Annotated in this window: 22 protein-coding genes; 11 read left to right on the forward strand and 11 right to left on the reverse strand. The window is 68.1% G+C overall.

The genetic code is table 11. The features are described 5' to 3' along the window. Positions 1 to 331: 331 nt before the first annotated feature. The 4 genes from QJR12_RS08855 to QJR12_RS08870 form a co-directional block, all read right to left on the reverse strand. Positions 332 to 748, reverse strand: a complete 417-nt coding sequence (locus tag QJR12_RS08855; protein WP_366526300.1) for a PIN domain-containing protein — start codon at positions 746 to 748, stop codon at positions 332 to 334. After that, positions 745 to 972, reverse strand: coding sequence for a CopG family transcriptional regulator (locus tag QJR12_RS08860; protein WP_300580871.1), 228 nt, complete (start codon positions 970 to 972; stop codon positions 745 to 747). Before QJR12_RS08860 ends, QJR12_RS08855 begins: the two co-directional genes overlap by 4 nt. Before the next feature lie 170 nt (positions 973 to 1142). Then, the gene (locus tag QJR12_RS08865) at positions 1143 to 3047 is read right to left on the reverse strand and encodes a hypothetical protein (RefSeq protein ID WP_300580873.1); all 1905 of its coding nucleotides are present in this window, start codon (positions 3045 to 3047) and stop codon (positions 1143 to 1145) included. Next, complete coding sequence (locus tag QJR12_RS08870; protein ID WP_300580876.1) at positions 3044 to 4885, reverse strand: DEAD/DEAH box helicase; 1842 nt, start codon at positions 4883 to 4885, stop codon at positions 3044 to 3046. Before QJR12_RS08870 ends, QJR12_RS08865 begins: the two co-directional genes overlap by 4 nt. 456 nt (positions 4886 to 5341) lie before the next feature. On the opposite strand from QJR12_RS08870, the gene QJR12_RS08875 reads away from it, so the two are divergent. Beyond that, positions 5342 to 5902 carry a DUF1802 family protein gene (locus tag QJR12_RS08875; RefSeq protein ID WP_300580878.1) on the forward strand — a complete coding sequence of 187 codons (561 nt, stop codon included), beginning with the start codon at positions 5342 to 5344 and terminating at the stop codon, positions 5900 to 5902. Here QJR12_RS08875 and QJR12_RS08880 read toward each other — a convergent pair. After that, positions 5861 to 7525: a CocE/NonD family hydrolase gene (locus tag QJR12_RS08880; protein ID WP_300581272.1), complete on the reverse strand. Its 1665-nt coding sequence runs from the start codon at positions 7523 to 7525 to the stop codon at positions 5861 to 5863. The genes QJR12_RS08875 and QJR12_RS08880 overlap by 42 nt on opposite strands. Before the next feature lie 108 nt (positions 7526 to 7633). Here QJR12_RS08880 and QJR12_RS08885 point away from each other — a divergent pair, with 108 nt between their 5' ends. The 3 genes from QJR12_RS08885 to truB are packed head-to-tail and all read left to right on the forward strand — an operon-like array spanning position 7634 to position 10160. After that, on the forward strand, positions 7634 to 8611 hold the full coding sequence (locus QJR12_RS08885; RefSeq protein ID WP_300580880.1) for a metallophosphoesterase: 978 nt from the start codon (positions 7634 to 7636) through the stop codon (positions 8609 to 8611). Then, positions 8608 to 9279 (forward strand): 4'-phosphopantetheinyl transferase, encoded by a 672-nt coding sequence (locus QJR12_RS08890; protein ID WP_300580882.1) that lies wholly within the window; start codon positions 8608 to 8610, stop codon positions 9277 to 9279. The genes QJR12_RS08885 and QJR12_RS08890 overlap by 4 nt, the downstream gene beginning before the upstream one ends. After that, positions 9276 to 10160 (forward strand): tRNA pseudouridine(55) synthase TruB, encoded by an 885-nt coding sequence (gene truB / locus QJR12_RS08895; RefSeq protein ID WP_300580884.1) that lies wholly within the window; start codon positions 9276 to 9278, stop codon positions 10158 to 10160. The genes QJR12_RS08890 and truB overlap by 4 nt, the downstream gene beginning before the upstream one ends. Positions 10161 to 10179: 19 nt before the next feature. Here truB and mntR read toward each other — a convergent pair whose 3' ends face one another. Beyond that, the gene (gene mntR / locus QJR12_RS08900; protein WP_300580886.1) at positions 10180 to 10905 is read right to left on the reverse strand and encodes a manganese-binding transcriptional regulator MntR; all 726 of its coding nucleotides are present in this window, start codon (positions 10903 to 10905) and stop codon (positions 10180 to 10182) included. Positions 10906 to 11058: 153 nt separating this feature from the next. Here mntR and QJR12_RS08905 point away from each other — a divergent pair, with 153 nt between their 5' ends. The 5 genes from QJR12_RS08905 (at position 11059) to QJR12_RS08925 (ending at position 17403) form a co-directional block, all read left to right on the forward strand. Then, complete coding sequence (locus QJR12_RS08905; protein ID WP_300580888.1) at positions 11059 to 12033, forward strand: bifunctional riboflavin kinase/FAD synthetase; 975 nt, start codon at positions 11059 to 11061, stop codon at positions 12031 to 12033. Between the two features lie 130 nt (positions 12034 to 12163). Beyond that, positions 12164 to 12433: a 30S ribosomal protein S15 gene (rpsO, locus tag QJR12_RS08910; RefSeq protein WP_300580891.1), complete on the forward strand. Its 270-nt coding sequence runs from the start codon at positions 12164 to 12166 to the stop codon at positions 12431 to 12433. A 330-nt stretch (positions 12434 to 12763) separates the two neighbouring features. Further along, entirely contained in the window at positions 12764 to 15046 is a 2283-nt protein-coding gene (locus tag QJR12_RS08915) for a polyribonucleotide nucleotidyltransferase (RefSeq protein ID WP_300580893.1), read from the forward strand. Continuing rightward, complete coding sequence (locus QJR12_RS08920; RefSeq protein WP_300581274.1) at positions 15024 to 16373, forward strand: pitrilysin family protein; 1350 nt, start codon at positions 15024 to 15026, stop codon at positions 16371 to 16373. The genes QJR12_RS08915 and QJR12_RS08920 overlap by 23 nt, the downstream gene beginning before the upstream one ends. Positions 16374 to 16377: 4 nt before the next feature. After that, positions 16378 to 17403 (forward strand): nitronate monooxygenase, encoded by a 1026-nt coding sequence (locus tag QJR12_RS08925; protein ID WP_300580896.1) that lies wholly within the window; start codon positions 16378 to 16380, stop codon positions 17401 to 17403. 8 nt (positions 17404 to 17411) lie between these two features. Here QJR12_RS08925 and ald read toward each other — a convergent pair whose 3' ends face one another. Next, entirely contained in the window at positions 17412 to 18527 is a 1116-nt protein-coding gene (gene ald / locus QJR12_RS08930) for an alanine dehydrogenase (protein WP_300580898.1), read from the reverse strand. A 98-nt stretch (positions 18528 to 18625) separates the two neighbouring features. Between ald and QJR12_RS08935 the strand changes: the two genes are divergently transcribed. Further along, on the forward strand, positions 18626 to 19144 hold the full coding sequence (locus QJR12_RS08935; RefSeq protein WP_300580900.1) for an Lrp/AsnC family transcriptional regulator: 519 nt from the start codon (positions 18626 to 18628) through the stop codon (positions 19142 to 19144). A 41-nt stretch (positions 19145 to 19185) separates the two neighbouring features. Here QJR12_RS08935 and arsM read toward each other — a convergent pair whose 3' ends face one another. Further along, positions 19186 to 19977 (reverse strand): arsenite methyltransferase, encoded by a 792-nt coding sequence (gene arsM / locus QJR12_RS08940; protein ID WP_300580904.1) that lies wholly within the window; start codon positions 19975 to 19977, stop codon positions 19186 to 19188. 92 nt (positions 19978 to 20069) lie between these two features. Between arsM and QJR12_RS08945 the strand changes: the two genes are divergently transcribed. Next, on the forward strand, positions 20070 to 20453 hold the full coding sequence (locus tag QJR12_RS08945) for a metalloregulator ArsR/SmtB family transcription factor (RefSeq protein ID WP_300580907.1): 384 nt from the start codon (positions 20070 to 20072) through the stop codon (positions 20451 to 20453). A 108-nt stretch (positions 20454 to 20561) separates the two neighbouring features. Here QJR12_RS08945 and QJR12_RS08950 read toward each other — a convergent pair whose 3' ends face one another. The 3 genes from QJR12_RS08950 to arsB are packed head-to-tail and all read right to left on the reverse strand — an operon-like array spanning position 20562 to position 23745. After that, complete coding sequence (locus QJR12_RS08950; RefSeq protein WP_300580910.1) at positions 20562 to 21065, reverse strand: methyltransferase domain-containing protein; 504 nt, start codon at positions 21063 to 21065, stop codon at positions 20562 to 20564. Positions 21066 to 21106: 41 nt separating this feature from the next. After that, positions 21107 to 22561: an FAD-dependent oxidoreductase gene (locus QJR12_RS08955; protein ID WP_300580912.1), complete on the reverse strand. Its 1455-nt coding sequence runs from the start codon at positions 22559 to 22561 to the stop codon at positions 21107 to 21109. After that, a complete protein-coding gene (arsB, locus tag QJR12_RS08960) occupies positions 22513 to 23745 on the reverse strand; it encodes an ACR3 family arsenite efflux transporter (RefSeq protein WP_300580913.1) in 1233 nt (410 codons plus the stop codon). The genes QJR12_RS08955 and arsB overlap by 49 nt, the downstream gene beginning before the upstream one ends. Between the last annotated feature and the right edge of the window lie 8 nt (positions 23746 to 23753).

Below are 23753 nucleotides of genomic sequence, written 5' to 3' on the forward strand. Positions count from 1 at the left end.
GCGCAGGAATGTCGACACCGTCGTGGCACGTACCACGCAGACTGCAACTGGCCTCGGGCTTCTGAGGGTGCCAGTCGGCATCGCCACCTTGCCCGTGCATTCGCCCAACTCATGCGGATCACCTCAGATGCCTCAAATAACACCCCTTGACTCGATCATTGCTTCTCCCAGTAAGTTTCGTCAGCGGCCGACGTCAAAACGACCAAGCAATCCGACCTTTGTTGCAAGTCGGCAATCTACCCCCCGTCGAGGGTGCTGGAGTGTCGCCGAACGCCCATTTATGACGTGACCAACCGCCGGCGTGAGACGACTCCGACGACAACCGGACGATTCACGGAAGAAGGGTGAAGCGCTCGGTATGGCAGGGACGGACGATGGTGAAGTGACGGCGGTCGACGGTCGCGATCTCACTGATGCCTAAGCGTTCTGCTGTGGCCACCACGGAGGCGTCTACGGCGCCAAGTGGCAGGTCTCGGTATCGGGCAACAAGCTCAGCGATCCGCAGCCAATCTCCGGCGGCTACCGGTTCGACAGCGAACGCACCATCGGCCAAGTCGCCGAGGAATCGCACTTCAGGTTCGGCGCCCAGTCGGGTACCCAGTAGGCAGACCACCTCGGTGATGACAAGTGTCGGGACGATCAACGGACCCGGATGGGTCTCTAGTAGTTCCAGTGACGACACATGATGAGCGTCGTCGGCGTCGACGTAGGCGTACAGGGGGCCCGCATCGACAACAATTGCCGCTATCGTCCGACCTCGGCAGCCAGAATTTCTTCGATGCGCTCGGAGATATCGCTACGGCCGCTACGGCCGGCGGCTGCTGCGTTGAGGCGTCGACGGGCACCGGTCATGCCCAGGTAAGCCTCGAGCGCTTCACGGCTGACCTCCGAGATGGTCAAATTCCGTCGCCTAGCCTCGTGCCGCAGACGTGCATCCAGCGCGTCAGGGATCTTGACCGTCGTCCGCTTCATGTATGCCAGCATACCTTAGCTGTCCACCTACCGGCGGGGAATCGCGAGACTGAAATTCCCGGATAGTGCTGCCATGGCGATCTCGCTGCCACAATCCGGCAGAGCAATCACACCTGGGCCGCGGTCCTGTGTCGCTACGGGTGTGGCGTGGTCAACGCCTTCGAGGGCTGCTACCACCACTGCTGCGGGCCGAGCCGGAGGTCTTTCTGCAGGTCGGTGTCGGCGGCGCGAACCGCGCCTTCCTCGACGCGGAATGCCGCGGCGATGTCGGCGAAGCGGCCGGTGGTCAGGTGGGCTCGTTGACACACCATTCGTGTGATCCCGGCTGCGACCGCAGCGGGGCCGTGCGCATCCAGAACGGCGTTCTCGTCGGGAATTCGCCACAGCGCCGCGAGGCAACGCAGAACGCAGGGCAGGCCGAACACCGGAATCACTCGCTGCCACAGCAGTTCACCGACAGGGCCGAGCGGAATCCGAGGTTGCGGCGGTGCATATACACCATGGCGGCCGGGTCCGGACACCCATCGGCTCAGGTGCGCGGGCTCCAGCGCGCGGTCATAGGGCAAGATCTCGACGACCTGCCCGGTCTCGCCCGGCGCTAGCCAACGCAGCAGGAACGGAAAGCGATGTCCGGCCGTGGTGTCTACGTAGCCGCTGGAGGCATGGCGTACACCCGGCGGCGGGGTTATCGTGCGAGCGGCGAAAGCGACCAGCTCCTCAGCCGGCGAGATCCCGAGCGCCCACGCGGCGCCCGACGGACCATAGAGCCGCACCGCCGTCCCCGCAGGCGAATCCGGCGCGCAGATACGCGCCAGCCGCCGATCGTTACAGACCACCGCCTCCCACACCTTTGCGGCCAGCTTGTCGCCGATTCTCGACAGCTTGGCCGGCGTGGCACCGCGATCGGCAGGCAGCCGCGACGGCCGCTTCCTCGGTTCCGGTGGTTGGGTGACAACCTGTTTCGCTCTCGCCGCCGGCCGGGGCATCGGGTCGGCCGGTGGTCTAATGGGCTCGGGCGCGACCCGGACGGTCGGCCTGGGAACGCAGCGGGCGCACCCGAGCCTGGTTTTCGTCGCCGTCAGCCGCTCATCGGCGCCGCAGTGGGGGCAGGCGATGTCGGTGAAACGGGTCAGCGGGATGAGCCAGTCCAGCGTCAGCGGGTAGCGTCGGTCGCCGCGGCGGACGTGAACCGGCAACCGCCACACCGGCACCTGGTAGATGTGCAGCCGGTAGGGCCGGATCGCATGGCTGGCCCGGTACTTCTCCCGAGTCTCCTCGAGGCGCCGGGCACGCTCGTTGCGTACACTCTCGACGCGGGCGTCCAGCAGTTGCCATCGATCGGCAGGTGCTTGCGCACGCCGGCGCTCGATCGTCGCGAGCGCATCGCGGTAGTAGGCCTCCACGCGTTGCAGCTCCGCGTCGCGCGCTGCGTCGATGTCATCCGCGAGTTCGGATTGGCGCCGCTGGGCGCGCTGCTCGATAACCCGGTTCGCGCACCCGATCGCCGGGGTCAGCCCGGGCAGCGGTGGCGAGCTATCGGTCGGCGTCGTCGCCAAGGTGGCAAGTTTGCTCCCGAGCTGAGCTGGGAGCCGGCGCTGCGAGTGCACATCCACCCAGCATTCGGCGCATTCCTGGTAGTGCTCGTCGGTGGAGAGCGTGTAATCAACCAGCGCGCCGACCCGCAGAATCGGGCGAACCGATCTGGTCGGTGCGGCCGCGGCGTCGATCCGCCCGTGATCGACGGTGAACTGCTCGCGCGCCAGGGCCTGCAGGTGCTCGGCCGGGGGTGGCGGCAGGGCGGGCACCGACACCGCCACCGTGGCGACGTCGCCGAGCGCCAGCACCTCGTCTGCGCAGCGCCCCAGCGCGGGATGCCCGGCCGAAAGCAAGGTCGCGCCATCCTCGCGAGCAACATCGGGATCGGCCGTGACCTGCAGCACCTCCGGCAACTCCAGCATCGCCTGCAGGGTCGGCGGGAGCATCACCAGTGTCGTGTCACCGCCCGATTCGGTGAGCCCGCCGCAGGCCTCGACATACCGCAACCAGAAGTCCAGCCCCGCATCGGTGCCCGTCACGAGGGCTCACCCGCCCGGGTTGCCGGGTGGCGACCCGCGACGCCCGGCTGTGCGGCGCTGGCGGTCCCCACCAGAAGGTCCACGTCCTCCCTGCTTTTCAGGTAGCCGCGGCGCGCCTCGGCCAGCGCGGCGCCAAGAGCCTCGAGCCGTCGCTCGAACTCCTCGTCGTCGACGGCATCGACGAACGCATCGAACACCTCGTTCTCGAAATCGAAGTCGTCATCGACCCGGCCCAGGATCATGTCAAGCTCACCGACGACCAGTTCGAACAGGTTGATCTTGGACTCGAGCACCTGCACGATCCGTTGCTCGATGCTGCCCCGGCAGACCAGGTTGGTCAGCGTCACGTGGTGTTGCTGCCCGACCCGGTGCAGCCGGCCGAGCCGCTGCTCGATTTGCATCGGGTTCCACGGCAGGTCGAAGTTCACCATGACATGGCAAAACTGCAGGTTGCGACCTTCACCCGCGGACTCGGTCGACAGCAGGATCGGCGTTTCGGAGCGAAACTTGCTGATCGTGGACTCTTTTTCGGTCCGGGTGAGGCTGCCGTGATACACCGCCGACGGCAGCCCGGAACACTCGACCGCAGCGGCAAGAGCCTCCAGTGTCTGCCGAAACCCGGTGAACACCAGCACCTTCTCGCCCCTGGTGAGGTGGCGCCGCAGGAGTTCGACGAGCACCCGCACCTTCTCGGGTTCCCGGATCGCCCGGGCCCGTTGCGCCAAGTCGTTCCAGCCGAGCTTGGCCAGCGTCGGGGCGGCGGCCGCGGGACTGGAGCCGGCCAGCCGGGTCAGGCCGCGCAAAACCAACCGGGTGCGTGACGCCGACTGTCCGGCCCTTTGCCGCCAGGCGCCCGCACCTTCGAGCTTGGCACGGGCCGCGCCGTCGCCGGACACCGGTGCGGGCGCCGCTAGCCTGACCCGCCGGACGATGTCCGCATACAGGCCGGCCTCGTCGGCGCCGGGCGTCACCAGGATCGTCTCGGCCAGGCGCGCCGGCAGCATCACAGCGACTTCGCTGCGGCGATGCCGGACCATCACCTCGCGGGTCCGGGCGCGCAGCTCGTCAAGGTTGCGCGGTCTCGACTCGACCGACGCCGCGCCATGTTTGGCGCGGAACTGGGCCGGTGTGCCCAGCAGTCCCGGCGCGACGAGGCTGACCAGCTGGTACAGGTCCGAGAGCTGGTTTTCCACCGGCGTTGCGGTCAGCATCAACAGATAGCGGGTGCGCAGCCCGCGCCCGAGCCTGCCCGAGGCGCTTCGGGGGTTGCGCAGGCGGTGCGCCTCATCGAAGATCACCAGATCCCAGTTGGCGCCGGTCAGCCTGCCCAGCAGTGGAGCCCGGCGAGCGGCGGCGAGCGAGGCGATCACGACCGGGTGAGGCGTCCCCGCCTCATGGGCAGGCGCCGACCCGGATTGGGCGATCGTGGTGGGCAACCCGAACTTGCGCTCCAATTCGTCGCGCCATTGATCGACCAGTCCCGCCGGAGCGATCACCAGGGCGTGATCGGCCAGCCCGCGCATCCGCAGCTCGGAGAGCACCAGCCCGGCCTCGATCGTCTTGCCGAGCCCCACCTCGTCGGCCAGGATGCCCCTGCCGCGCATCCGCCGCAATACCGTCCGCGCGGCCTGCAACTGGTAGTCGAACGGCTCGAAGCGCAACCGGGGCACCGCCAGAAAAGTGTCGAATCCCGGCCGCGACCAGACCTGGACCGCCTCGTCGACGATCTTGGACCAATCCTGCTGCTGCCGTGCGCCATTGCGTAGCCGCTCCAGCAACGGCAGGTAGGTCGACAGGTCTTCGGCGGACGCCTGGTCGGCGGCCATCGTGACGGTCATACGCCCTCCCCATCTCACTTGATGCGCGCAAGCGTTGCGCCGGGACGCTACCGGCGATGACCGACATCCCCCACGACCCACGCCGGGCTGTGACGAATGAGGCGAAAGCGATTTCCGGGGGCTCGCGGGCATCGGGGTCGGCGCACCGGACCCGCTGTGCTGACTGCTTTATGCCGACGCACCGGCGATCCGTGTCGCTGGAGCTGTTTGAGGTCGCCTGGCGACACCGGGCAACGCAAACGCCCGCCCGTCGTCGCACTCCGGTGTCAGCATGAAGCCGGCACGCTGTTGGCTGGGCCCACTCTTGTAGCCTCTTGTAGCCCAGCGGAGATCTCGATTCGACCCGGCTCGTTTCACCCGGGGCCACGGCGGTTCGGGGCAGAAACCCCGGCCGCGGCAGCCGCCTTATCGTTGAGGGGTGTGCCGCAGTGTGACCCGCCCCCAAAGCGGAGCGGGATGATCCGGGCCGGGGCGGTGCCCGCACTCAAGGAGTGGAGTGCGGCGGTGCACGCGCTGCTCGACGGGCGTCAGCGAATCCTGTTGCGCAAGGGCGGTATTCATGAGAAGCGGTTCGAGGTGGCGGCCCAAGAGTTTCTGCTGTTCCCAACGGTCGCGCACAGCCACGCGGAGCGGGTGCGGCCCGAACACCGAGACCTACTGGCCGCCTCGGCCGCTGACAGCACCGACGAGCGGGTGATTCTTCGCGCTGCGGCGAGAGTTGTCGCGGTGGTGGAAGTCAACCGCCCGGATAACCTGGAGGCCATCGAAGACCTGCACATCTGGACCGCTGAGTCGGTGCGCGCCGACCGGCTCGACTTCAGGCCCAGGCACCGGCTGACCGTCGTGGTCGTTCAGGCCATGCCGTTGGTGGAGCCGCTGCGGATGCCCCGCAGACCCGAATACGCCGGCTGCGCCAGCTGGGTGTGGCTGCCCGTGATGCCGGCCGTCGCGGCACCGGTGTACGACGAGGCCACGCTAATCGGGCTCGCCGCCCGGGTCCGCGCCACCGTCGGATGAGGCGAGTGGCAGCAACAGCCGCGAGGCGCCGAAGTGCACGGTGTGAGTGGCCGGTTTCACCCGCATCCCCGTCGCCGGGGGATCGCCGGTTCCGAGGTTGCGGGCGTAGCGGGGGTGAGAGCCGCCGGCGATCAGAACGCGGATCCGGGATCCGGCGCGAAACCGGTGCGCGACGGGGTCGAGTGCGACGGTGCGGGCTGACACAGGCTGAAACGCAGGCTGAAACAGTCGTTGGTAGCCCTCGCTGACGTTCACCGAGCGCCCCCGGGGGTCGACTTCGCTGACCCGGACGAACACGTCGACGTGGGCATTGTCAGCGGTGTGCGCCAGCTCGACAACCGGGGTGCCCGTCACCCGCAGATCCGCGGTGAGGGCCTCACCGGTGAAGCTGAGCACGTCGGCGCGCCGGGCCAGCCGGGTGTCGTCGCGGTAGCCGCCCTGCGGCGCCAGCAGCCGTCCGCCGACGGTGGGCGTCGGGTCGAGGGGGTCGTAGGTGAATGTCACGGGCGGCGTTGTCGGTGGCGGCGCAGTCGCACCCAGGCGGCCGCCGGGCTGCAGATACAGCACCCTCTGGGTGGTCGGCGGCGGCCAGTCGGCCAGGTTGGCCCAGCCCTGACCGGTGACAAAGACGCGCACCGCGGCGGCCCGGGTGCCGCTGCGCGCACCACGCAGGTGGCTGTCCAGCCAGCCCAGTGACTCCCGGCAGATGGTGCCCAGGCCCCGGGTGAGCAGCTGGGTGTGGGTCCACGGTCCCACCGTCAGCGCCACCTCGACGTCCCGCTCGCGCAGTCGGCGGTACTGCTGGAGGGTTTGGCGCAAGAACGGGTCCTGCCATCCGGTCAGCAGCAGCACCGGCACCCGCGCCCGCTCCAGCGCCGCGCCGAAGCGCAGCGGATCCCAGAACCGGTCTTGGGGATCGGGGTGTTCGAGCCAGGATTCGTACCAGGGCGCCCGGTCGCCCAGCAGCGCCCGACCCGCGGCGCCCATCGGTAATCCCAGGGCCGCGCGGGCCAGCCGCCGTCGCGCCGTGAGCTGGCGGATCACCACGCGTATCCGGGGGCGGTCTTCCTGGTGGGCAATCAGATCGCTCCAGCCCAAAAAGTCGTTGAGAGTGAACGAGCCGGTGCCCCACGCGGAAGCGCTGAAGTCGTGCGGGCCGGCGGTGATCACGGCCGCGGCCAGCTCCGGCGGTGGATCCACCAGCAGGGCCCACTGGGTAAATCCCAGATACGAGATGCCGATGGTGGCGAACCGGCCGGTGAACCACGGCTGTCGGCGCAGCCACGCCACGGTGTCCGCGCCGTCGGCGGCTTCGTGGATCATCGGCTCGAACACCCCCCCTGAGCCGAAGGTTCCGCGCACGCTCTGCAAGACGACGTGGTAGCCGCGGGCGGCGTAGAGTCCGGCGAACGCCAGCGAGAACGGAAACCCGCGCCCGTAGGGCCCGCGAACCAGCAAGGTGCCGGCGGGCGTGGTGCGCGGTGCGTAGTGGTCCGCCACCAGGTCGACCCCGTCGCGCATCGGGATCCGCACCCGGCTCACCGTGTAGCCGGCGGTTGCCGGGGGCAGGCGCAGCAGCCCGCCGAGGACACGCCCACCGGCTCGACCGATCGGGGCGCGCAGCTTGGCGGGCCCGGGCGTCGGGGACGTGATCGTCACGGAGCCAGGGTAGGGGCCGGCCGCAAACGGCGGTGCGCGGCGCGCCGCGCCCGGTCATTAGGGTGGGAAGTCGTGGCGTGGCAAGAAGCGGGGCAGCGGCCGGGCAATGCGGGACAGCCGACGCTCTGGGCGGTGTCCGATTTGCACACCGGCCACCTCGGCAACAAGGCGGTCACCGAGTCGCTGCACCCCTCGTCCCCGGACGATTGGCTGATCGTCGCCGGCGACGTCGCCGAGCGCATCGAGGACATCCGCTGGACGCTGGATCTGCTGCGCCGGCGATTCGCCAAGGTGATCTGGGTGCCCGGCAACCACGAGCTGTGGACCACCAACCGCGACCCGGTGCAGATCTCCGGCCGCGCGCGCTACGAGTACCTGGTCGACATGTGCGACAAGATGGGGGTGGTCACGCCCGAACACCCCTATCCGGTGTGGACCGAGCGGGGCGGCCCGGCCACCATCGTGCCGATGTTTTTGCTCTACGACTACACCTTCCTGCCCGACGGGGCGGCCAGCAAGGCCGAGGGCCTGGCGATCGCCTGGGAAAGCAATGTGGTGGCCACCGACGAGTTTCTGCTGTCGCCGCAGCCGTACCCCACCCGGGAGGCCTGGTGTCGCGAGCGGATCGCCGGGACCCGCGCCCGGCTGGAAGACCTGGACTGGATGACGCCGACCGTGCTGGTCAACCACTTCCCGCTGGTGCGCGAGCCCTGCGATGCGCTGTTTTACCCGGAATTCTCGCTGTGGTGCGGAACCACCGAGACCGCCGACTGGCATACCCGTTACAACGCCGTGTGCGCGGTCTACGGGCATCTGCACATCCCGCGCACCACATGGTATGACGATGTTCGCTTCGAAGAGGTGTCCGTCGGCTATCCACGGGAATGGCGGCGTCGCAAGCCTTTTAGCTGGCTGCGTCAGGTGCTGCCGGAACCACGGTACGCGCCGGGCTATCTCAACGACTTCGGCGGCCATTTCGTGATCACCCCAGAACTGCGGGCGCAGGTCGAACGGTTTCGGAAACGGTTGCGCCAGCGCCAATCACGATGACGATAGACACACTGGTGGCATCGGTGCTGCCCGACGATCCGGAGAACCTCGCGTTTGCCGAGCTTTACGTCGACCCGCCCGGCTTGGCCCTGTTACCCGAAGAGGAACCGTTGATGGCGCGTTCGGTAGCCAAGCGGCGCAACGAGTTCACAACGGCCCGCCACTGCGCGCGGACCGCGCTGCACCGGCTGGGCCTGCCGGCGGCGCCGATCCTCAAGGGCGACAAGGGTGAGCCGCTCTGGCCCGACGGCGCCGTCGGGAGCATCACCCACTGCACCGGCTACCGCGCCGCGGTGGTGGGCCGCCGCCCCACGGTGCGATCGGTGGGTGTCGACGCCGAACCGCACGCCGTGCTGCCCGACGGGGTGCTGGAGGCGATCAGCCTGAAAGAAGAGCGCCGCGAAATCGCAGCTCTGCCGGGGAACTTGCATTGGGACCGAATATTGTTCTGCGCCAAAGAGGCAACGTATAAAGCGTGGTTTCCGCTGACTAAACGGTGGCTGGGTTTCGAGGACGCCCATATCACCTTCGATGCGGTGGGGACCGGCGGTGGTTTCGTCTCGCGGATCCTCATCGACGGCTCGGCGCTATCGGGTCCGCCGCTGACGCAGTTGACCGGCCGCTGGTCGGTCGAGCGTGGTCTGGTGCTGACGGCGATCGTGCTATGAGCGTGGGTCCGGGCATCGTCGTCGTCGACAAACCGGCCGGGGTGACCAGCCACGACGTGGTGGCCCGCTGCCGGCGGATCTTCCAGACACGCAGGGTCGGCCACGCCGGCACGCTGGACCCGATGGCCACCGGCGTGCTGGTGATCGGGATCGAGCGTGCCACCAAGATCCTCGGGCTGCTGAGCGAGACCTCCAAGTCCTACACCGCCACCATCCGCCTGGGCCAGTGCACCGTCACCGAGGACGCCCAAGGCGCGCTGACACGGCAGGTTTCGGCGGACCACCTGACCGAGGCGGCCATTGCCACCGCGGTCGCCGGGCTGCGCGGGGACATCATGCAGGTGCCGTCGGCGGTCAGCGCCGTCAAGGTCGGCGGGCGGCGGGCCTACCGGCTCGCCCGGGAAGGCCGGGCGGTGGAACTGGCGGCCCGACCGGTGCGGGTCGACCGGTTCGACATCACGGCCGTCCGCAGACACGATCGTCTCGTCGACATCGACGTGGCGGTGGACTGCTCGCCGGGGACCTACATCCGCGCGCTCGCCCGGGATTTGGGTGACGCGCTGGGCGTTGGCGGGCATCTGGTCGGCCTGCGGCGCACCCGGGTCGGACGGTTCGGGCTGGACCAGGCCCGGACCCTCGACGAGCTCGCCGAGCGGCCGCGGCTGAGCCTGACCCTCGACGAGGTGTGTCTGCAGATGTTTCCTCGTCGCGACCTCGCCGGCGAGGAGGTTGAGGCGGCCGCCAATGGGCGCCCGCTGACGGCGGCCGGGATCGACGGCCTCTATGCCGCCGTCGCCGCCGGCGACCGGGTGATCGCGCTGCTAAAAGACGACGGCCCGCGGTCCAAGGCGGTGGTCGTGATTCGCCCGGCCACGCTATAGCGCGGGGGCGGGGCCAACGTCACCGGCGGTCGCCCGAACCCTCAACCGGCGGCGAGATGACCACCCAGATCGCTTGGGCGGCCGGGCTTCCCAGGTCGACGGTGGTGGGGGCGCCGTCGGCCGACTCGATCGCCACCGAGATCATGCCGGCGAACTCGCGGCGGGCCAGAACCTTCAGCCGCGCGTCCAGGCTGATCCCGACGCTGTCGAAGTATCGCAGCATCTGCGGGTCGGCATCGGAGATTCGGGCCACCGTTGCGGTGTCGCCGTCGCGGCAGAGCCAAAGCTGCCGTGCCGGCGGGGTGAGCAGCCGCCCGTCGGACGCCGGGATCGGGTCGCCGTGCGGGTCGCGCCGCGGGAACCCTAACTTCGCGTCGATTCGCGCCAACAGCCGATCGGATACCGCGTGTTCGAGCACCTCGGCCTCGTCGTGCACCTCGTCCCAGCGGTAACCGAGCTCGTTGACCAGAAAGGTCTCCAGCAGACGGTGCCGGCGGACCATCGCCAGCGCGGCGCGCCGCCCGGATTCGGTCAGCGTCACCGCGCCGTATTTCTCGTGGTCGACCAGACCCTGCTCGGCGAGCTTACGGACGGACTCCGAGGCGGTGCTGGCCGACACCCCGATCTTCTCGGCCAGCATCTTGGTGCTGACCTTTTCCAGTGACCACTCCTGCGCGGTCCAGATGACCTTCAGATAGTCCTGGGCAACCGCGGTGAGACCGCCGGGCTCGTCATCAGGGCTCACACCCGGAAGTTTAGGCATCGATCACCTGGTCTGGGACGCCACGGCGTGCCGCTGCAATCCGTGGGGGCCGGGCGATCCGCGTCACCGCCCGGGTGTGCGGGGCCCGGCGATCCGTGCCCCGAGCGCCACCGGCCACCGCCGTAGGCTGGCGTTGTGCAACGGTGGCGGGGACAAGACGAGATCCCCACGGACTGGGGCAGATGTGTACTGACCATCGGCGTTTTCGACGGCGTGCACCGCGGACACGCCGAGCTGATCGCACACGCGGTGAAAGCCGGACGGATGCGCGGGGTGCCGACGGTGTTGATGACCTTCGACCCGCACCCGATGGAGGTGGTCTTCCCCGGCAGCCACCCGGCGCAGCTGACCACGTTGACCCGCCGCGCCGAGCTGGTCGAGGAATTGGGCATCGACGTCTTTTTTGTGATGCCGTTTACCGCCGATTTCATGAAGCTCACACCGGAGCGCTACATCCACGAGCTGCTGGTCGAGCGGCTGCACGTGCTGGAAGTCGTGGTCGGCGAGAACTTCACGTTCGGCAAAAAGGCCGCAGGCACCGTCGATACGCTGCGCCGGGCCGGTGAGCGTTTCGGGTTCGCGGTGGAATCGGTGTCGCTGGTGGCAGAGCGCTATGACAGCGAAGTGGTCACGTTCTCCTCGACCTACATCCGGGCCTGCGTGGACGCCGGTGACGTGGTGGCGGCCGCCGAGGCCCTGGGTCGTCCCCACCGTGTCGAAGGCGTCGTGGTCCGCGGCGACCGGCGGGGCACCCAGTTGGGCTTTCCCACCGCTAACGTGGCCCCCCCGATGTACTCGGCCATCCCGGCCGACGGGGTCTACGCCGCCTGGTTCACCGTGCTGGGCCACGGGCCGGTGACCGGCACCGTGGTCCCGGGCAAGCGTTATCCGGCGGCGGTTTCAATCGGCACCAACCCGACCTTTTCCGGGCGCACCCGCACCGTCGAGGCGTTCGTGCTCGATGCCACCGCCGACCTCTACGGGCAGCATGTGGCGTTGGACTTCGTCGCGCGCATCCGCGGACAGCGGAAATTCGACTCGGTGGATGAGCTCATCGCCGCAATGGCCGCGGACACCGAGCGGGCCCGCGCCCTGCTCTCGTCCCGGTGACATCGGCGGCGTGCGCACCGGGAGCACCGCCGGCCCGCTGCTAGACTTTCGGCGAAACGGAGCGTGCTGCGGTTCGCGGCGGCCGCATCCCGAACCCCAGGTTTCGCGGACCGATAGATGGAGATTCCCCGTGGCGCTGACAGCCGAGCAGAAAAAAGAAATCCTGAGCCAGTTCGGCTTGCACGATACCGATACCGGGTCACCGGAGGCGCAGGTCGCCCTGCTGACCAAGCGGATCGCCGACCTCACCGAGCACCTCAAGGTGCACAAGCACGACCACCACTCGCGGCGGGGGTTGCTGCTGCTGGTGGGGCGGCGGCGCCGGTTGCTGAAGTATGTGGCCCGCATCGATGTGGAGCGGTACCGCTCACTGATCGAGCGGCTGGGTCTGCGCCGCTGACGCCCGGCCGCCGCACGGCGCAAAACCGGCAGGTAGCCGTGTAGAGTGGGGGCATTCTGGGTCGGATCGGCCCGAGAATGGTGCGGCATGCGCGGCCTGCGTGTGCCGTTCCGGCGTGTCACGAACAGGAAAGGCTCAGTCTGGATCGGGGTCTGTATCGGGCGGTCTTCGGTAGTAGCTGCCGGGCGCTCCAAAACGGGGCAGGCCGGCAGCTTCGATCGACGGCCGTAACCGTTGCAGGCCGGACGGCTGCAGATTTCCTGGAACACCTGCGGGTTGTGCGTGACGACGCAAAACAGCTCAATACCCAGAGAGGCCCCACGGACGTCCATGTCTGTAGCTGAAATCGACCCCGGCGTGTTCGAATCAACCGCCGTCATCGACAACGGGAGCTTCGGCACCCGCACCATCCGTTTTGAGACCGGCCGGCTGGCCCGGCAGGCCACCGGTTCGGTCGTGGCCTACCTTGACGACGAGAACATGCTGCTGTCGGCGACCACCGCCAGCAAGACCCCCAAGGAGCAGTTCGACTTCTTCCCGCTGACGGTCGACGTCGAGGAGCGCATGTATGCCGCCGGCCGCATCCCGGGATCCTTCTTCCGGCGTGAAGGCCGCCCGTCCAACGACGCGATTCTGACCTGCCGGCTCATCGACCGCCCGCTGCGCCCGTCGTTCGTGGAGGGGCTGCGTAACGAGATCCAAATCGTGGTGACGATCCTGAGCCTGGATCCCAACGAGCTCTACGACGTGCTGGCGGTCAACGCCGCCTCGGCCTCCACCCAGCTGGCCGGGCTGCCGTTCTCCGGGCCGATCGGCGGGGTGCGGGTGGCGCTCATCGACGGCACCTGGGTCGCGTTTCCCACGGTCGAGCAGCTCGAGCGGGCGGTGTTCGACATGGTGGTGGCCGGCCGGGTGACGGACACGACCGGCGCCGACGGCCAGCCCGATGTGGCGATCATGATGGTGGAAGCCGAGGCCACCGAAAACGTCATCGACCTCATCGGGGCGGGTGCCCAAGCGCCGACCGAAAGCGTTGTCGCCCAAGGTCTGGAAGCGGCGAAGCCGTTCATCGCCACCTTGTGTGCCGCGCAGCGGGAACTCGCCGGGGTAGCCGGTAAGCCCACCGGGGAATACCCGCTTTTTCCCGACTACGGTGACGACGTGTATGCCGCGGTGTCCTCGGCGGCCGCCGAGGAGCTGGCCGCCGCCCTGACCATCACCGGCAAGACCGAACGCAACAACCGCACCGGTGAGATCAAAGCCGAGGTGCTCGAACGGCTCGCCGAGGCCTATCCCGGGCGGGAGCGGGAGATCAGCGCGGCGTTTCGCGCGCTGACCAAAAAGCTGGTGCGCCAGCGTATCCTGACCGACCATTTCCGCATCGACGGTCGCGGCGTCACCGACATTCGCGCGCTGTCGGCCGAGGTCGCGGTGGTGCCGCGGGCGCACGGCAGCGCGTTGTTCGAGCGTGGCGAGACCCAGATCCTCGGCGTGACCACGCTCGACATGATCAAAATGGCTCAGCAGATCGACTCGCTGGGACCGGAGACCACCAAGCGCTACATGCACCACTACAACTTCCCGCCGTTCTCCACCGGCGAAACCGGCCGGATCGGCTCCCCCAAGCGCCGCGAGATCGGCCACGGCGCGCTGGCGGAACGAGCGCTGGTCCCGGTGCTGCCCAGTCTTGAGGAGTTCCCCTACGCCATCCGCCAGGTGTCGGAAGCCTTGGGCTCCAACGGCTCGACGTCGATGGGGTCGGTGTGCGCCTCCACCCTGGCGCTGCTCAACGCCGGGGTGCCGCTCAAGGCGCCGGTGGCCGGCATCGCGATGGGTCTGGTGTCTGACGACGTCGAACTTCCCGGCGGCGGGACCGAGCGCCGCTTCGTCACCCTGACCGACATCCTGGGGGCGGAAGACGCGTTCGGCGACATGGACTTCAAGGTCGCCGGTACTCGCGATTTCGTCACCGCGTTGCAGCTGGACACCAAGCTCGACGGGATTCCATCGCAGGTGCTGGCCGGGGCGCTTGCGCAGGCCCGGGATGCCCGGCTCACCATCCTGGACGTGATGGCCCAGGCGATCGACAAGCCCGACGAGATGAGCCCGTACGCCCCGCGGGTCACCACCATCAAGGTGCCGGTCGACAAGATCGGCGAGGTCATCGGGCCCAAGGGCAAGATCATCAACGCGATCACCGAGGAGACCGGCGCGCAGATCTCCATCGAGGACGACGGCACGGTGTACGTCGGCGCCGCCGACGGGGCGTCGGCGCAGGCCGCCATCGAGCGGATCAACGCCATCGCCAACCCGCAGTTGCCCACGGTCGGGGAGCGATACCTGGGAACCGTCGTTAAGACCACCGAATTCGGTGCATTCGTGTCGTTGCTGCCGGGCCGTGACGGTCTGGTGCACATTTCCAAGCTCGGCAAGGGCAAGCGTATCGCCAGGGTCGAGGACGTCGTCAACGTCGGCGACAAGCTGCGGGTGGAGATCGCCGACATCGATAAACGCGGCAAGATCTCGTTGGTGTTGGTCCCCGAATCGGCTCCGGACGCGGACTCTGCCGACGGTGAAGCCGCGCCGGCCGATGCCGCGACGACCCGCGGCTAGGCCCGGCGCCTTACGGCACAGCGCCGGGGCCGGGGCCGATCAAACGGCCGCGGTGCGCCGCACCACGTTGCCGGGCGGGTTGCGGGTGGTCACCGAGCGGGTGCCCGCGGTGCATTCCGCGTCGGTCGGGGTGTGGATCGGCGTGGGATCACGCGACGAGGGCGCCACGGTCGCCGGGGCGGCGCACTTCCTCGAGCATTTGCTGTTCAAGGCGACCCCGACCCGCACCGCGGTGGACATCGCACAGGCGGTGGATGCCGTGGGCGGGGAGCTGAACGCCTTCACCGCCAGGGAACACACCTGCTATTACGCGCATGTCCTCGATACCGATCTGCAGCTGGCCGTCGATCTGGTCGCCGACGTGGTGCTCAACGGCCGTTGCCGACCCGAGGACGTCGAGTTGGAACGCGACGTCGTCCTCGAGGAGATCGCCATGCGCGACGATGACCCTGAAGACGCGGTGGCCGACTTGTTCCTGGCCGCGCTGTTCGGTGAGCACCCCATCGGCCGTCCGGTGATCGGCACCGTGCAATCCGTGTCGGCGATCACGCAAACCCAGCTGCATTCGTTTCACAAACGCCGCTACACGCCCGAGCGGATGGTCGTGGCGGTGGCCGGCAACGTCGACCACGACGAAGTGGTCGGGTTGGTGCGTGAGCACTTCGGGCCGCGCTTGGTCCGGGGCCGACGGCCGGTGGCACCGCGCAAAGGGGCCGGCCGGGTGCCGGGCCGTCCCGGGTTGACGATGGTGAGCCGGGACGCCGACCAGACGCATGTGTCCCTGGGGGTACGCACACCGGGACGTCATTGGCAACACCGCTGGGCGCTGTCGGTGCTGCACACCGCGCTGGGCGGGGGATTGAGTTCGCGGCTGTTCCAGGAAGTCCGTGAGTCCCGCGGTCTAGCGTACTCGGTCTACTCGTCGCTGGACGTCTTCGCCGACAGCGGGGCGCTGTCGGTGTATGCCGCATGCCTGCCCGACCGGTTCGCCGATGTGATAACCGTGATCACGAAGGTGCTCGAATCTGTTGCGCGCGACGGGATCACCGAGAAGGAGTGCCGGATCGCCAAGGGCTCGCTACGCGGCGGATTGGTGCTGGGCCTGGAAGACTCGAGCGCACGGATGAACCGCATCGGCCGCAACGAGCTGAATTATGGGGAGCATCGCAGCATCGAGCGCACGTTGCGGCAGATCGACGAGGTAACCGTGGAGGAAGTCAATGCGGTCGCTCGCCGACTGCTGAACAAGTGCTACGGTGCTGCCGTCCTCGGTCCGCACGAGTCCAAGCGGTCTCTGCCCCAACAACTTCGGATGATTGTACGGTAGCGCTATGGTATTGGGGTTTTGGGACCTCGCGGTGCCCGTGGTGGGCGCGCCGATGGCCGGTGGTCCGGGAACGCCGGAACTGGCCGCGGCGGTGTCGAACGCCGGCGGGCTGGGTTTCATCCCCGGGGGGTACGTCAGCCCGCACCGCCTCGCCGACGACATCGCGGCGGCGCGCGCGACGACCACCGGTCCTATCGGGGTCAATCTGTTCGTGCCCCAACCCAGCGTCGCCGATTACCTGCAGCTGGATTACTATGCTGCGGCGCTCGACGAGGTTGCCGAGCACTACGGCGTCGAGGTGGGGCAGCCCCGCTTCGGTGACGACGACGGCTGGCAGCGCAAGCTCGAGGTGGTGGCCGACGTCCGGCCGGAGGTGGTGTCGTTTACCTTCGGTGCCCCACCGCCGGACGTCTTGCGGTGGTTGGGCTCGCTGGGAATCGTGCTGCTGATCACGGTGACGTCGGCCTACGAGGCCGGTGTGGCCGTGGCCGCCGGTGCCGACGGCCTGGTTGTGCAGGGTCCGGATGCCGGCGGGCATCGCGGCACCTTCGCCCCGGACATGCAGCCCGGCACCGAGTCACTGGGTGACCTACTCGACCACATCGGCAGCGCCCATGATGTTCCGCTCATCGCGGCCGGGGGGTTGAGCACCACCGAGGACGTCGCCGGGGTGTTGCGCCGGGGAGCGGTCGCGGCGCAGATCGGCACCGCGTTGCTGCTCAGCGACGAAGCGGGAACCACCTCCGCGCATCGCGGCGCTCTGCAGCACCCGTGGTTCACCAGTACGGTTGTCACCCGCGCCTTTTCGGGGCGTTATGCGCGCGGCCTGGAGAACGATTTCACGCGACTTTTCGACAACGTCGCCCCGTTGGGGTATCCAGAGGTCAACCACATGACCTCGCCGATCCGTGCGGCCGCCGCCGCGCTGGACGACCCGCACGGAATGAGCTTGTGGGCCGGGACCGGATATCGGGAGGCGTGCAGCGGGCCGGCGGCAGACATCGTGAAAAAGCTTGGGGCGGTGGGATAGCGCCGTTGTCAGCGCAGGACGGTGGCCGGGTCGGTGAACGGCAAACCCAGGTCGCTGGCGACCTGCCGGGACAGCAATGCCCCGTCGTGCGTCGAAAGACCCTTGGCCAGTGCCGGATCCGATCGGCATGCTGTCCGCCAGCCGTAGTCTGCGAGCTTGATTACATACGGCATGGTGGCGTTGGTCAGCGCGAAAGTCGACGTTTTCGGCACCGCACTGGGCATATTCGTCACGCAATAAAACAACGTGTCGTGTACGGGGAAGGTCGGGTGATCGTGGGTGGTGGGGTGCGAGTCTTCAAAGCAGCCACCCTGGTCTATCGCGATGTCCACCAGAACAGCTCCCGGTTTCATTTGCGCGACAAGAGAATTCGATATCACCTTGGGAGCTTTGGCGCCCGGCACCAGCACAGCGCCGATCACCAGGTCGGCGCGTTTAACCGCGTCTTCGAGCTCATAGGCCGAGGAGTAGCGAGTGCGCACGGTGCCACCGAACTCGGCGTCGAGCGCGCGAAGTTTATTGATGTTGATGTCGAGAATGGTGACGGTGGCTCCCATGCCGCTAGCGACCCGGGCGGCGTTGTAACCCGCCTTGCCGGCGCCCACCACCACGACGTCGGCCGGTTCGACGCCGGGCACCCCGCCCATCAGCACGCCGCGTCCGCCGTGGGTGCGCATCAGGTGATAGGCGCCGACCTGTGCCGAGAGCCGCCCGGCGACCTCGCTCATCGGGGCGAGCAGCGGCAGGGTGCCGTCGGCGGTCTGCACCGTTTCCAACGCGATTGACGTTGTGCCCGACGCCAGCAGGGCGTCGGTGCACGCCCGTGAGGCGGCCAGGTGCAGAAAGGTGAACAAGGTCTGCCCGCGCCGCAGACGGTGGTATTCGGGCGGGGTCGGCTCTTTGACCTTGAGCAACAGCTCGGCTTTCGCCCAGACCTCGTCGGCGCTGCTGATCAGCTGGGCACCGGCGGCCTTGAAATCCCCGTCGGTGATCGCCGAGCCTTCGCCGGCGCCCGCCTGAATGAGTACCTCGTGGCCGCGGCGAGTCAGTTCGGCGGTGCCGGCCGGGGTGATGGCCACCCGGAATTCGTTGTTTTTGGTCTCGGTCGGAATCCCGACGCGCATCTTCGCTCCTCGCCAGAACTCTGCAGATCCACTACCAGTGTGAAGAACGTTCGATAACTGCGCCAATATCGATGGCGAATATTCTGTAAAGTCGGGATATGTCTGCTAAGTCAACAGAATTGAGCGCTTATCCCGGTGGTTCCGCGAAGAATGTTCGGCCGCCCGCCGAGCTCGATGATGTGGACCGCGACATTCTGAGCGTGCTGCACTCGGATGCCCGGATCACCAACAGCGCGCTGGCCGCGCGCGTGGGCATCGCGCCGTCGACCTGTCACAGCCGTGTTCGGCGGCTGCTGCACCTCGGTGCCATCCGCGGGTTTTACGCCGATATCGACCCGGCCGCTGTCGGATTGCCGCTGCAGGCGATGATCTCGGTCAACCTGCAGGCCAGCGCCCGCGGGAAGATCCGCAGCTTTATCGAGCAGATCCGCTGCCGGCGCCAGGTGATGGAGGTGTACTTCCTTGCGGGGGCCGACGATTTCATCCTGCACGTGGCCGCCCGTGACACCGAGGATCTGCGTTCCTTCGTGGTCGAGAAGCTCAATGCCGACGCCGACGTCGCCGGCACGAAGACGTCGCTGATCTTCGAGCACCTGCGGGGGGCGGCGCCGATCTAGCCCCGGGTGCCTGCCCACGGTGGCTGCGGGCCGCGGACGGTTCAGTCCTTGGGGGCTGCGACGGGCTTGGTGGCGCGGATGATCGCGCCGTGCATCCCGTCGGCGACTTGGTGGGTGAACGTGACTGAGGCGTCGATGAATCCGGCCGCCGCCAGCCCGTCGAGGTATTCCTGCTTGGACAGGGCTCCGGCGATGCAGCCGACATAAGAGCCTCGTTCGGCCCGCTCGGCCGCGCTGAGCCGGTCCTCGGCGACGACGTCGTCGATGCCGATGCGCCCGCCGGGCACCAGGACCCGAAACATCTCGGCGAACACCCGGGGCTTGTCCACCGACAGGTTGATCACACAGTTGGAGATCACCACGTCGACGGAGGCGTCGGGCAGCGGGATGTCTTCGATGCTGCCTTTGCGGAACTCGACGTTGGTGACGCCGGCCTTGGCCTTGTTCGCCTGGGCGAGGGCCAGCATTTCGTCGGTCATGTCGATCCCGTAGGCAAATCCCGACGGACCGACCCGCCGCGCCGAGAGCAGCACGTCGATCCCGCCGCCGGAACCCAGGTCGAGCACCCGCTCGCCCGGATGCAGCTCGGCGACCGCGACCGGGTTGCCGCAACCCAGGCTGGCCGCGAGGGCCTCGGCGGGCAGCTCGGAATGCTCGGCATCGCCGTAGAGCCCGGCCCCGAAGAGGATGCCGACTTCGGCGGCGTCGCTGGATCCGCAGCAGCTGGCCGCGGTGAGCACATCACCGTTAGTGGCGCCACCGGTTATCGCGGTGGCGGCCGCGGCGTAGCGCTCCCGAACCTGCTCGCGCAGCTCCGTGTTTTTGGTGGTCATCCCAACCTCTCAATCCATCGATAGTTGTCTATGCGATAAGGAAGGATGCATCACCCATCGATATTTGTCAATAAGTGTGCCAGAATGCCGCTATGACCCGTTACGCCACCACCACCCCCGCCGCCGGCTCGCTGTTGATCGCCGACTCGGCGGCGTGCTGCCGTCCGATCACCGGCGGGGTGCTGGATAGCGCGACCGCCCAACGGCTGGCGGGGGTGCTTCGGGCGCTGGGGGAACCGACCCGGCTGCGGCTGGTGTCGATGATCGCCACGCGGCCGGGCGCCGAGGCGTGCGTATGCGAGCTGACCGACCCGGTGGGGCTGTCGCAGCCGACCGTCTCGCACCACCTGAAAGTGCTTGTCGAGGCCGGGCTGCTGGAGCGGGAGCAGCGTGGCAAGTGGGCGTACTACCGCGTCGTTCCGGGTGTGCTGGACGCGCTGGCCGACGTGCTGGCCGGCGCGAGCCGCAGGCGCTGACGCCTGGCGCGCCCGGGACCGTGCGAGCGCGGCCGCGCCGGCAGGAAACCCCGGCCGACACGGGCTTGACCGTTCAATGCCCCGGTGTTACCGCGCAGCCCGGTTGAACTATGCGGTGCCCATAGGCCGGGAACCGGGTTTGGTCGCACGAATGATGGCGTGGTGTATTCCGTCGATGCGTTCCCGGGTGAAGGTGACCGACGCATCGGTGAACCCGGCCGCGGCCAGGGCGTCGAGGTACTCCTGCCTGGACAGCGCTCCGGCGATACAGCGAGCGTGGGTACCGCGTTCGGCGCGGTCCTCTGGTGTGAGACGGTCTTCGGCGACGGTGTCGGATATTGCGATCCGCCCACCGGGAACCAGGACGCGGAACATCTCGGCGAACACGGCCGGTTTGTTGAGCGACAGGTTGATCGTGCAATTGGAGATCACCACGTCAACCGAGGCATCGGGCATCGGGATGTCTTCGATGGCGCCCTTGCGGAATTCGACGTTGGTGACACCGGCTTTGGCTTTGTTCGCCTCGGCCAGGGCGACCATCTCGTCGACCATGTCGATTCCATAGACGAACCCGCTCGGGCCGACCCGGCGGGCCGCCAGCAGCACGCTCATCGATAGATGTCAATGAACGGCCGGAACGGGATGCGCTGCGGTCACCGCCAACGAGCCGATCCGGTGAGCGGTTGGTTGGTCACCGCCTGTGGATAGGCCGTCCCGCGGTATTGGCGCACCCAGTCCTGGGCCGCGATTTGTATTGCGTCCCAGGGTGATCCCAGAGGCGGGGTGTAGGACAGATCCAGCTCGCTGATGGCGTCGACGGTCAGGGCGTTAAAGATGGCGGTGGCGAAGATGTCGACGCGCTTGGCGATCTCGGCGCCGCGGTGCCCGACGAGCTGGGCCCCCAGCAGCATGCCGGTCCCCGGGTCACCGGTGATGCGGATGTGAATGGGAGTGGCACCCGGGTAATAGGCCTTGTGGTCATCGGCACTGCAGGCGTTGGTGGCCGGTGCCCACCCGCGGCCGGCGCTACGGGCCTCGTGGTCGCGTACTCCGGTGCGGGCAGCGACCAGGTCGAACACCTTGACGACCTGAGTGCCCAGGCTCCCGGCGAAGCGCGCATCACCGCCGACGGCGTTCTCGCCGGCGACCCGGCCCTGCTTGTGGGCGGTGGTGCCCAGCGGCAACCAGGTCAGTCCCAACAGGCGGTGATGGGTGTGCACGCAATCACCGGCGGCGAAGACATCCGGCAGATTGGTGCGCATGGTTTCATCAACCGCGATGGCACCCTTGACCCCGCGTTCCACCCCGGCGGCGGCGGCCAGGTCGGTATCCGGCCGCACACCGACCACGACCAAAATGAACTCCACCGTGCGGGTGATGATTTCGTCATGATGACGCGCGGTGAGGGTGAGGCCACCGGTGTCCGCGCGGGTGATCGCGGTGACCGTGGTGTCGGTGAGCACCTCGACGCCGTGGCGTTCGAGTTCAGCGTGGATGAGGGAGCCGAGTTGGGTGTCGACGGTGGGCAGCACTTCGGGAAGGGCTTCGATCTGGGTAACGGCGATGCCCCGTAGGGTGAGGGCCTCGGCCATTTCCAGCCCGATGTAGCCGGCACCGATAATGGCCGCCGTCTTGGGGTTTCCGGCGGTCAACGACTTCATGACGGCGAAGGTGTCACCCATCGAGTGCAGCAGGTGAACCCCGTCTCGCGGGCCGAGTCGCCCAGGTCCGGTGAGTCCGCCGATGGGTGGGCGGGCGCTGAGGGCGCCGGTGGCCACGATCAATGCGTCGTAGGACAACTGACCCGGTTCCCCGCTGGCATTGAGGATTTCGAGGGTATGGGAGTCCGGGTCGATGCGGGTGGCACGGGTGTCGGTGAGCACCCGCATCCCGGTGGCCGCCAGGTCGGCGCCGGTGCGATGCGCCAGGTTGCTCCAGTGAGTGACCTCCCCGGACAGGTAGTAGGGGATGCCGCAGATCGAGAAGTTGGGATAGCCATCGGCGACCACCACCGTCACCGCGGTTGCGGGATCCAGTTCGCGGGCGCGCAGGGCGGCACTTATGGCGGCGTCGCTGCCGCCCACGGTGATGATATGACGGGACACCATGATGGATCTCCTTGTGGCGGTCGGGGTTTGGTCGATGACTGGGCGCTAGCAAGCAGCTCGGCTCGCCGCAGCGGCCGGCCGTCTTGCGGCCACGCCAGCCAACGGCGCAGCCGCAACGCCACGTAAACCAGGGCGAGCAGCACCGGCACCTCGATCAGTGGGCCGACGACCCCGGCGAGGGCCTGGCCGGAAGTGGCGCCGAATACGCCGATGGCCACCGCGATAGCGAGTTCGAAGTCGTTGCTGGCGGCGGAGAACGCCAGCGCCGCGGCGCGCGGGTAGGCCAGGTGCAGCCACCGGGCGACGGCGAACCCGCCGGCCCACATCACGGCGAAGTAGGCCAGCAGCGGCAGCGCGATCCGGGCCACATTCACCGGTTGCGAGGTGATCGTCTTGCCCTGCAGCGCAAACAGCACCACCACGGTGAACAGCAGCCCGTACAGCGCGACCGGCCCGATGCGCGGCAGCAGCCTGCTTTCATACCATTCCTGGCCGCGGGAGCGTTCCCCGAGGGTCCTGGTGAGAAATCCGGCGACCAGCGGGATGCCCAGGAACACCACGACGGTGAGGGCGATGGCAGCGAAGGAGACGTGCAGGCTCTGGCTGGGCAGGCCGAGCCAGCCGGGCAGCACGTTGAGGTAGAACACCCCGAGCGCGGCGTAGGCCAGCACCTGGAAAACGGCGTTGAGGGCGACCAGCACGGCGGCCATCTCCCGGTCGCCGCAGGCCAGGTCGGTCCAGATGAGCACCATGGCGATGCAGCGCGCCAGCCCGACCAGGATGACACCGGTACGATAGGCGGGCAGGTCGGGCAGCAGCAGCCAGGCGAGGGTGAACATCACCGCCGGCCCGATGACCCAGTTGAGGATCAGCGACGCGGTGATCATCCGGTGATCGGCGGTGATCCGCCCGATCTCCCGGTAGCGGACCTTAGCCAGCACCGGGTACATCATCAGCAGCAGCCCGAGGGCTATCGGCAGGCTGGTGCCGTGGATCGACACCGCGTCAAGCCCGCTGGCCAGACCGGGAATCAGCCTCCCCAGCAGCAGCCCGGCCGCCATGGCCAGCCCGATCCACAACGGCAAGAAACGATCCACGGCCGACAACCGGGTCAAGACGTCGGTATCGGCCACAGCCGGCGGGTAGGGGGTGCGAGGGTAAGGGCCTCGGGGGGAAGCGCTCATCACCGATC

Origin of the sequence: Mycobacterium sp. (genome assembly GCF_029961025.1) — a bacterium.
Lineage (GTDB): Bacteria > Actinomycetota > Actinomycetes > Mycobacteriales > Mycobacteriaceae > Mycobacterium.

Excerpts from the sequence above, each read along its gene's own strand:
- QJR12_RS08945 (WP_300580907.1), top strand. The coding sequence starts at position 20,070 with ATGACCCGTTACGCCACCACCACCCCCGCCGCCGGCTCGCTGTTGATC.
- QJR12_RS08950 (WP_300580910.1), bottom strand. The coding sequence starts at position 21,065 with ATGAGCGTGCTGCTGGCGGCCCGCCGGGTCGGCCCGAGCGGGTTCGTC.
- QJR12_RS08920 (WP_300581274.1), top strand. The coding sequence starts at position 15,024 with ATGCCGCGACGACCCGCGGCTAGGCCCGGCGCCTTACGGCACAGCGCC.
- QJR12_RS08955 (WP_300580912.1), bottom strand. The coding sequence starts at position 22,561 with ATGGTGTCCCGTCATATCATCACCGTGGGCGGCAGCGACGCCGCCATA.
- QJR12_RS08890 (WP_300580882.1), top strand. The coding sequence starts at position 8,608 with ATGACGATAGACACACTGGTGGCATCGGTGCTGCCCGACGATCCGGAG.
- arsB (WP_300580913.1), bottom strand. The coding sequence starts at position 23,745 with ATGAGCGCTTCCCCCCGAGGCCCTTACCCTCGCACCCCCTACCCGCCG.
- ald (WP_300580898.1), bottom strand. The coding sequence starts at position 18,527 with ATGCGCGTCGGGATTCCGACCGAGACCAAAAACAACGAATTCCGGGTG.
- truB (WP_300580884.1), top strand. The coding sequence starts at position 9,276 with ATGAGCGTGGGTCCGGGCATCGTCGTCGTCGACAAACCGGCCGGGGTG.
- QJR12_RS08935 (WP_300580900.1), top strand. The coding sequence starts at position 18,626 with ATGTCTGCTAAGTCAACAGAATTGAGCGCTTATCCCGGTGGTTCCGCG.
- QJR12_RS08925 (WP_300580896.1), top strand. The coding sequence starts at position 16,378 with ATGGTATTGGGGTTTTGGGACCTCGCGGTGCCCGTGGTGGGCGCGCCG.
- QJR12_RS08875 (WP_300580878.1), top strand. The coding sequence starts at position 5,342 with ATGATCCGGGCCGGGGCGGTGCCCGCACTCAAGGAGTGGAGTGCGGCG.
- QJR12_RS08870 (WP_300580876.1), bottom strand. The coding sequence starts at position 4,885 with ATGACCGTCACGATGGCCGCCGACCAGGCGTCCGCCGAAGACCTGTCG.
- QJR12_RS08915 (WP_300580893.1), top strand. The coding sequence starts at position 12,764 with ATGTCTGTAGCTGAAATCGACCCCGGCGTGTTCGAATCAACCGCCGTC.
- arsM (WP_300580904.1), bottom strand. The coding sequence starts at position 19,977 with ATGACCACCAAAAACACGGAGCTGCGCGAGCAGGTTCGGGAGCGCTAC.
- QJR12_RS08860 (WP_300580871.1), bottom strand. The coding sequence starts at position 972 with ATGAAGCGGACGACGGTCAAGATCCCTGACGCGCTGGATGCACGTCTG.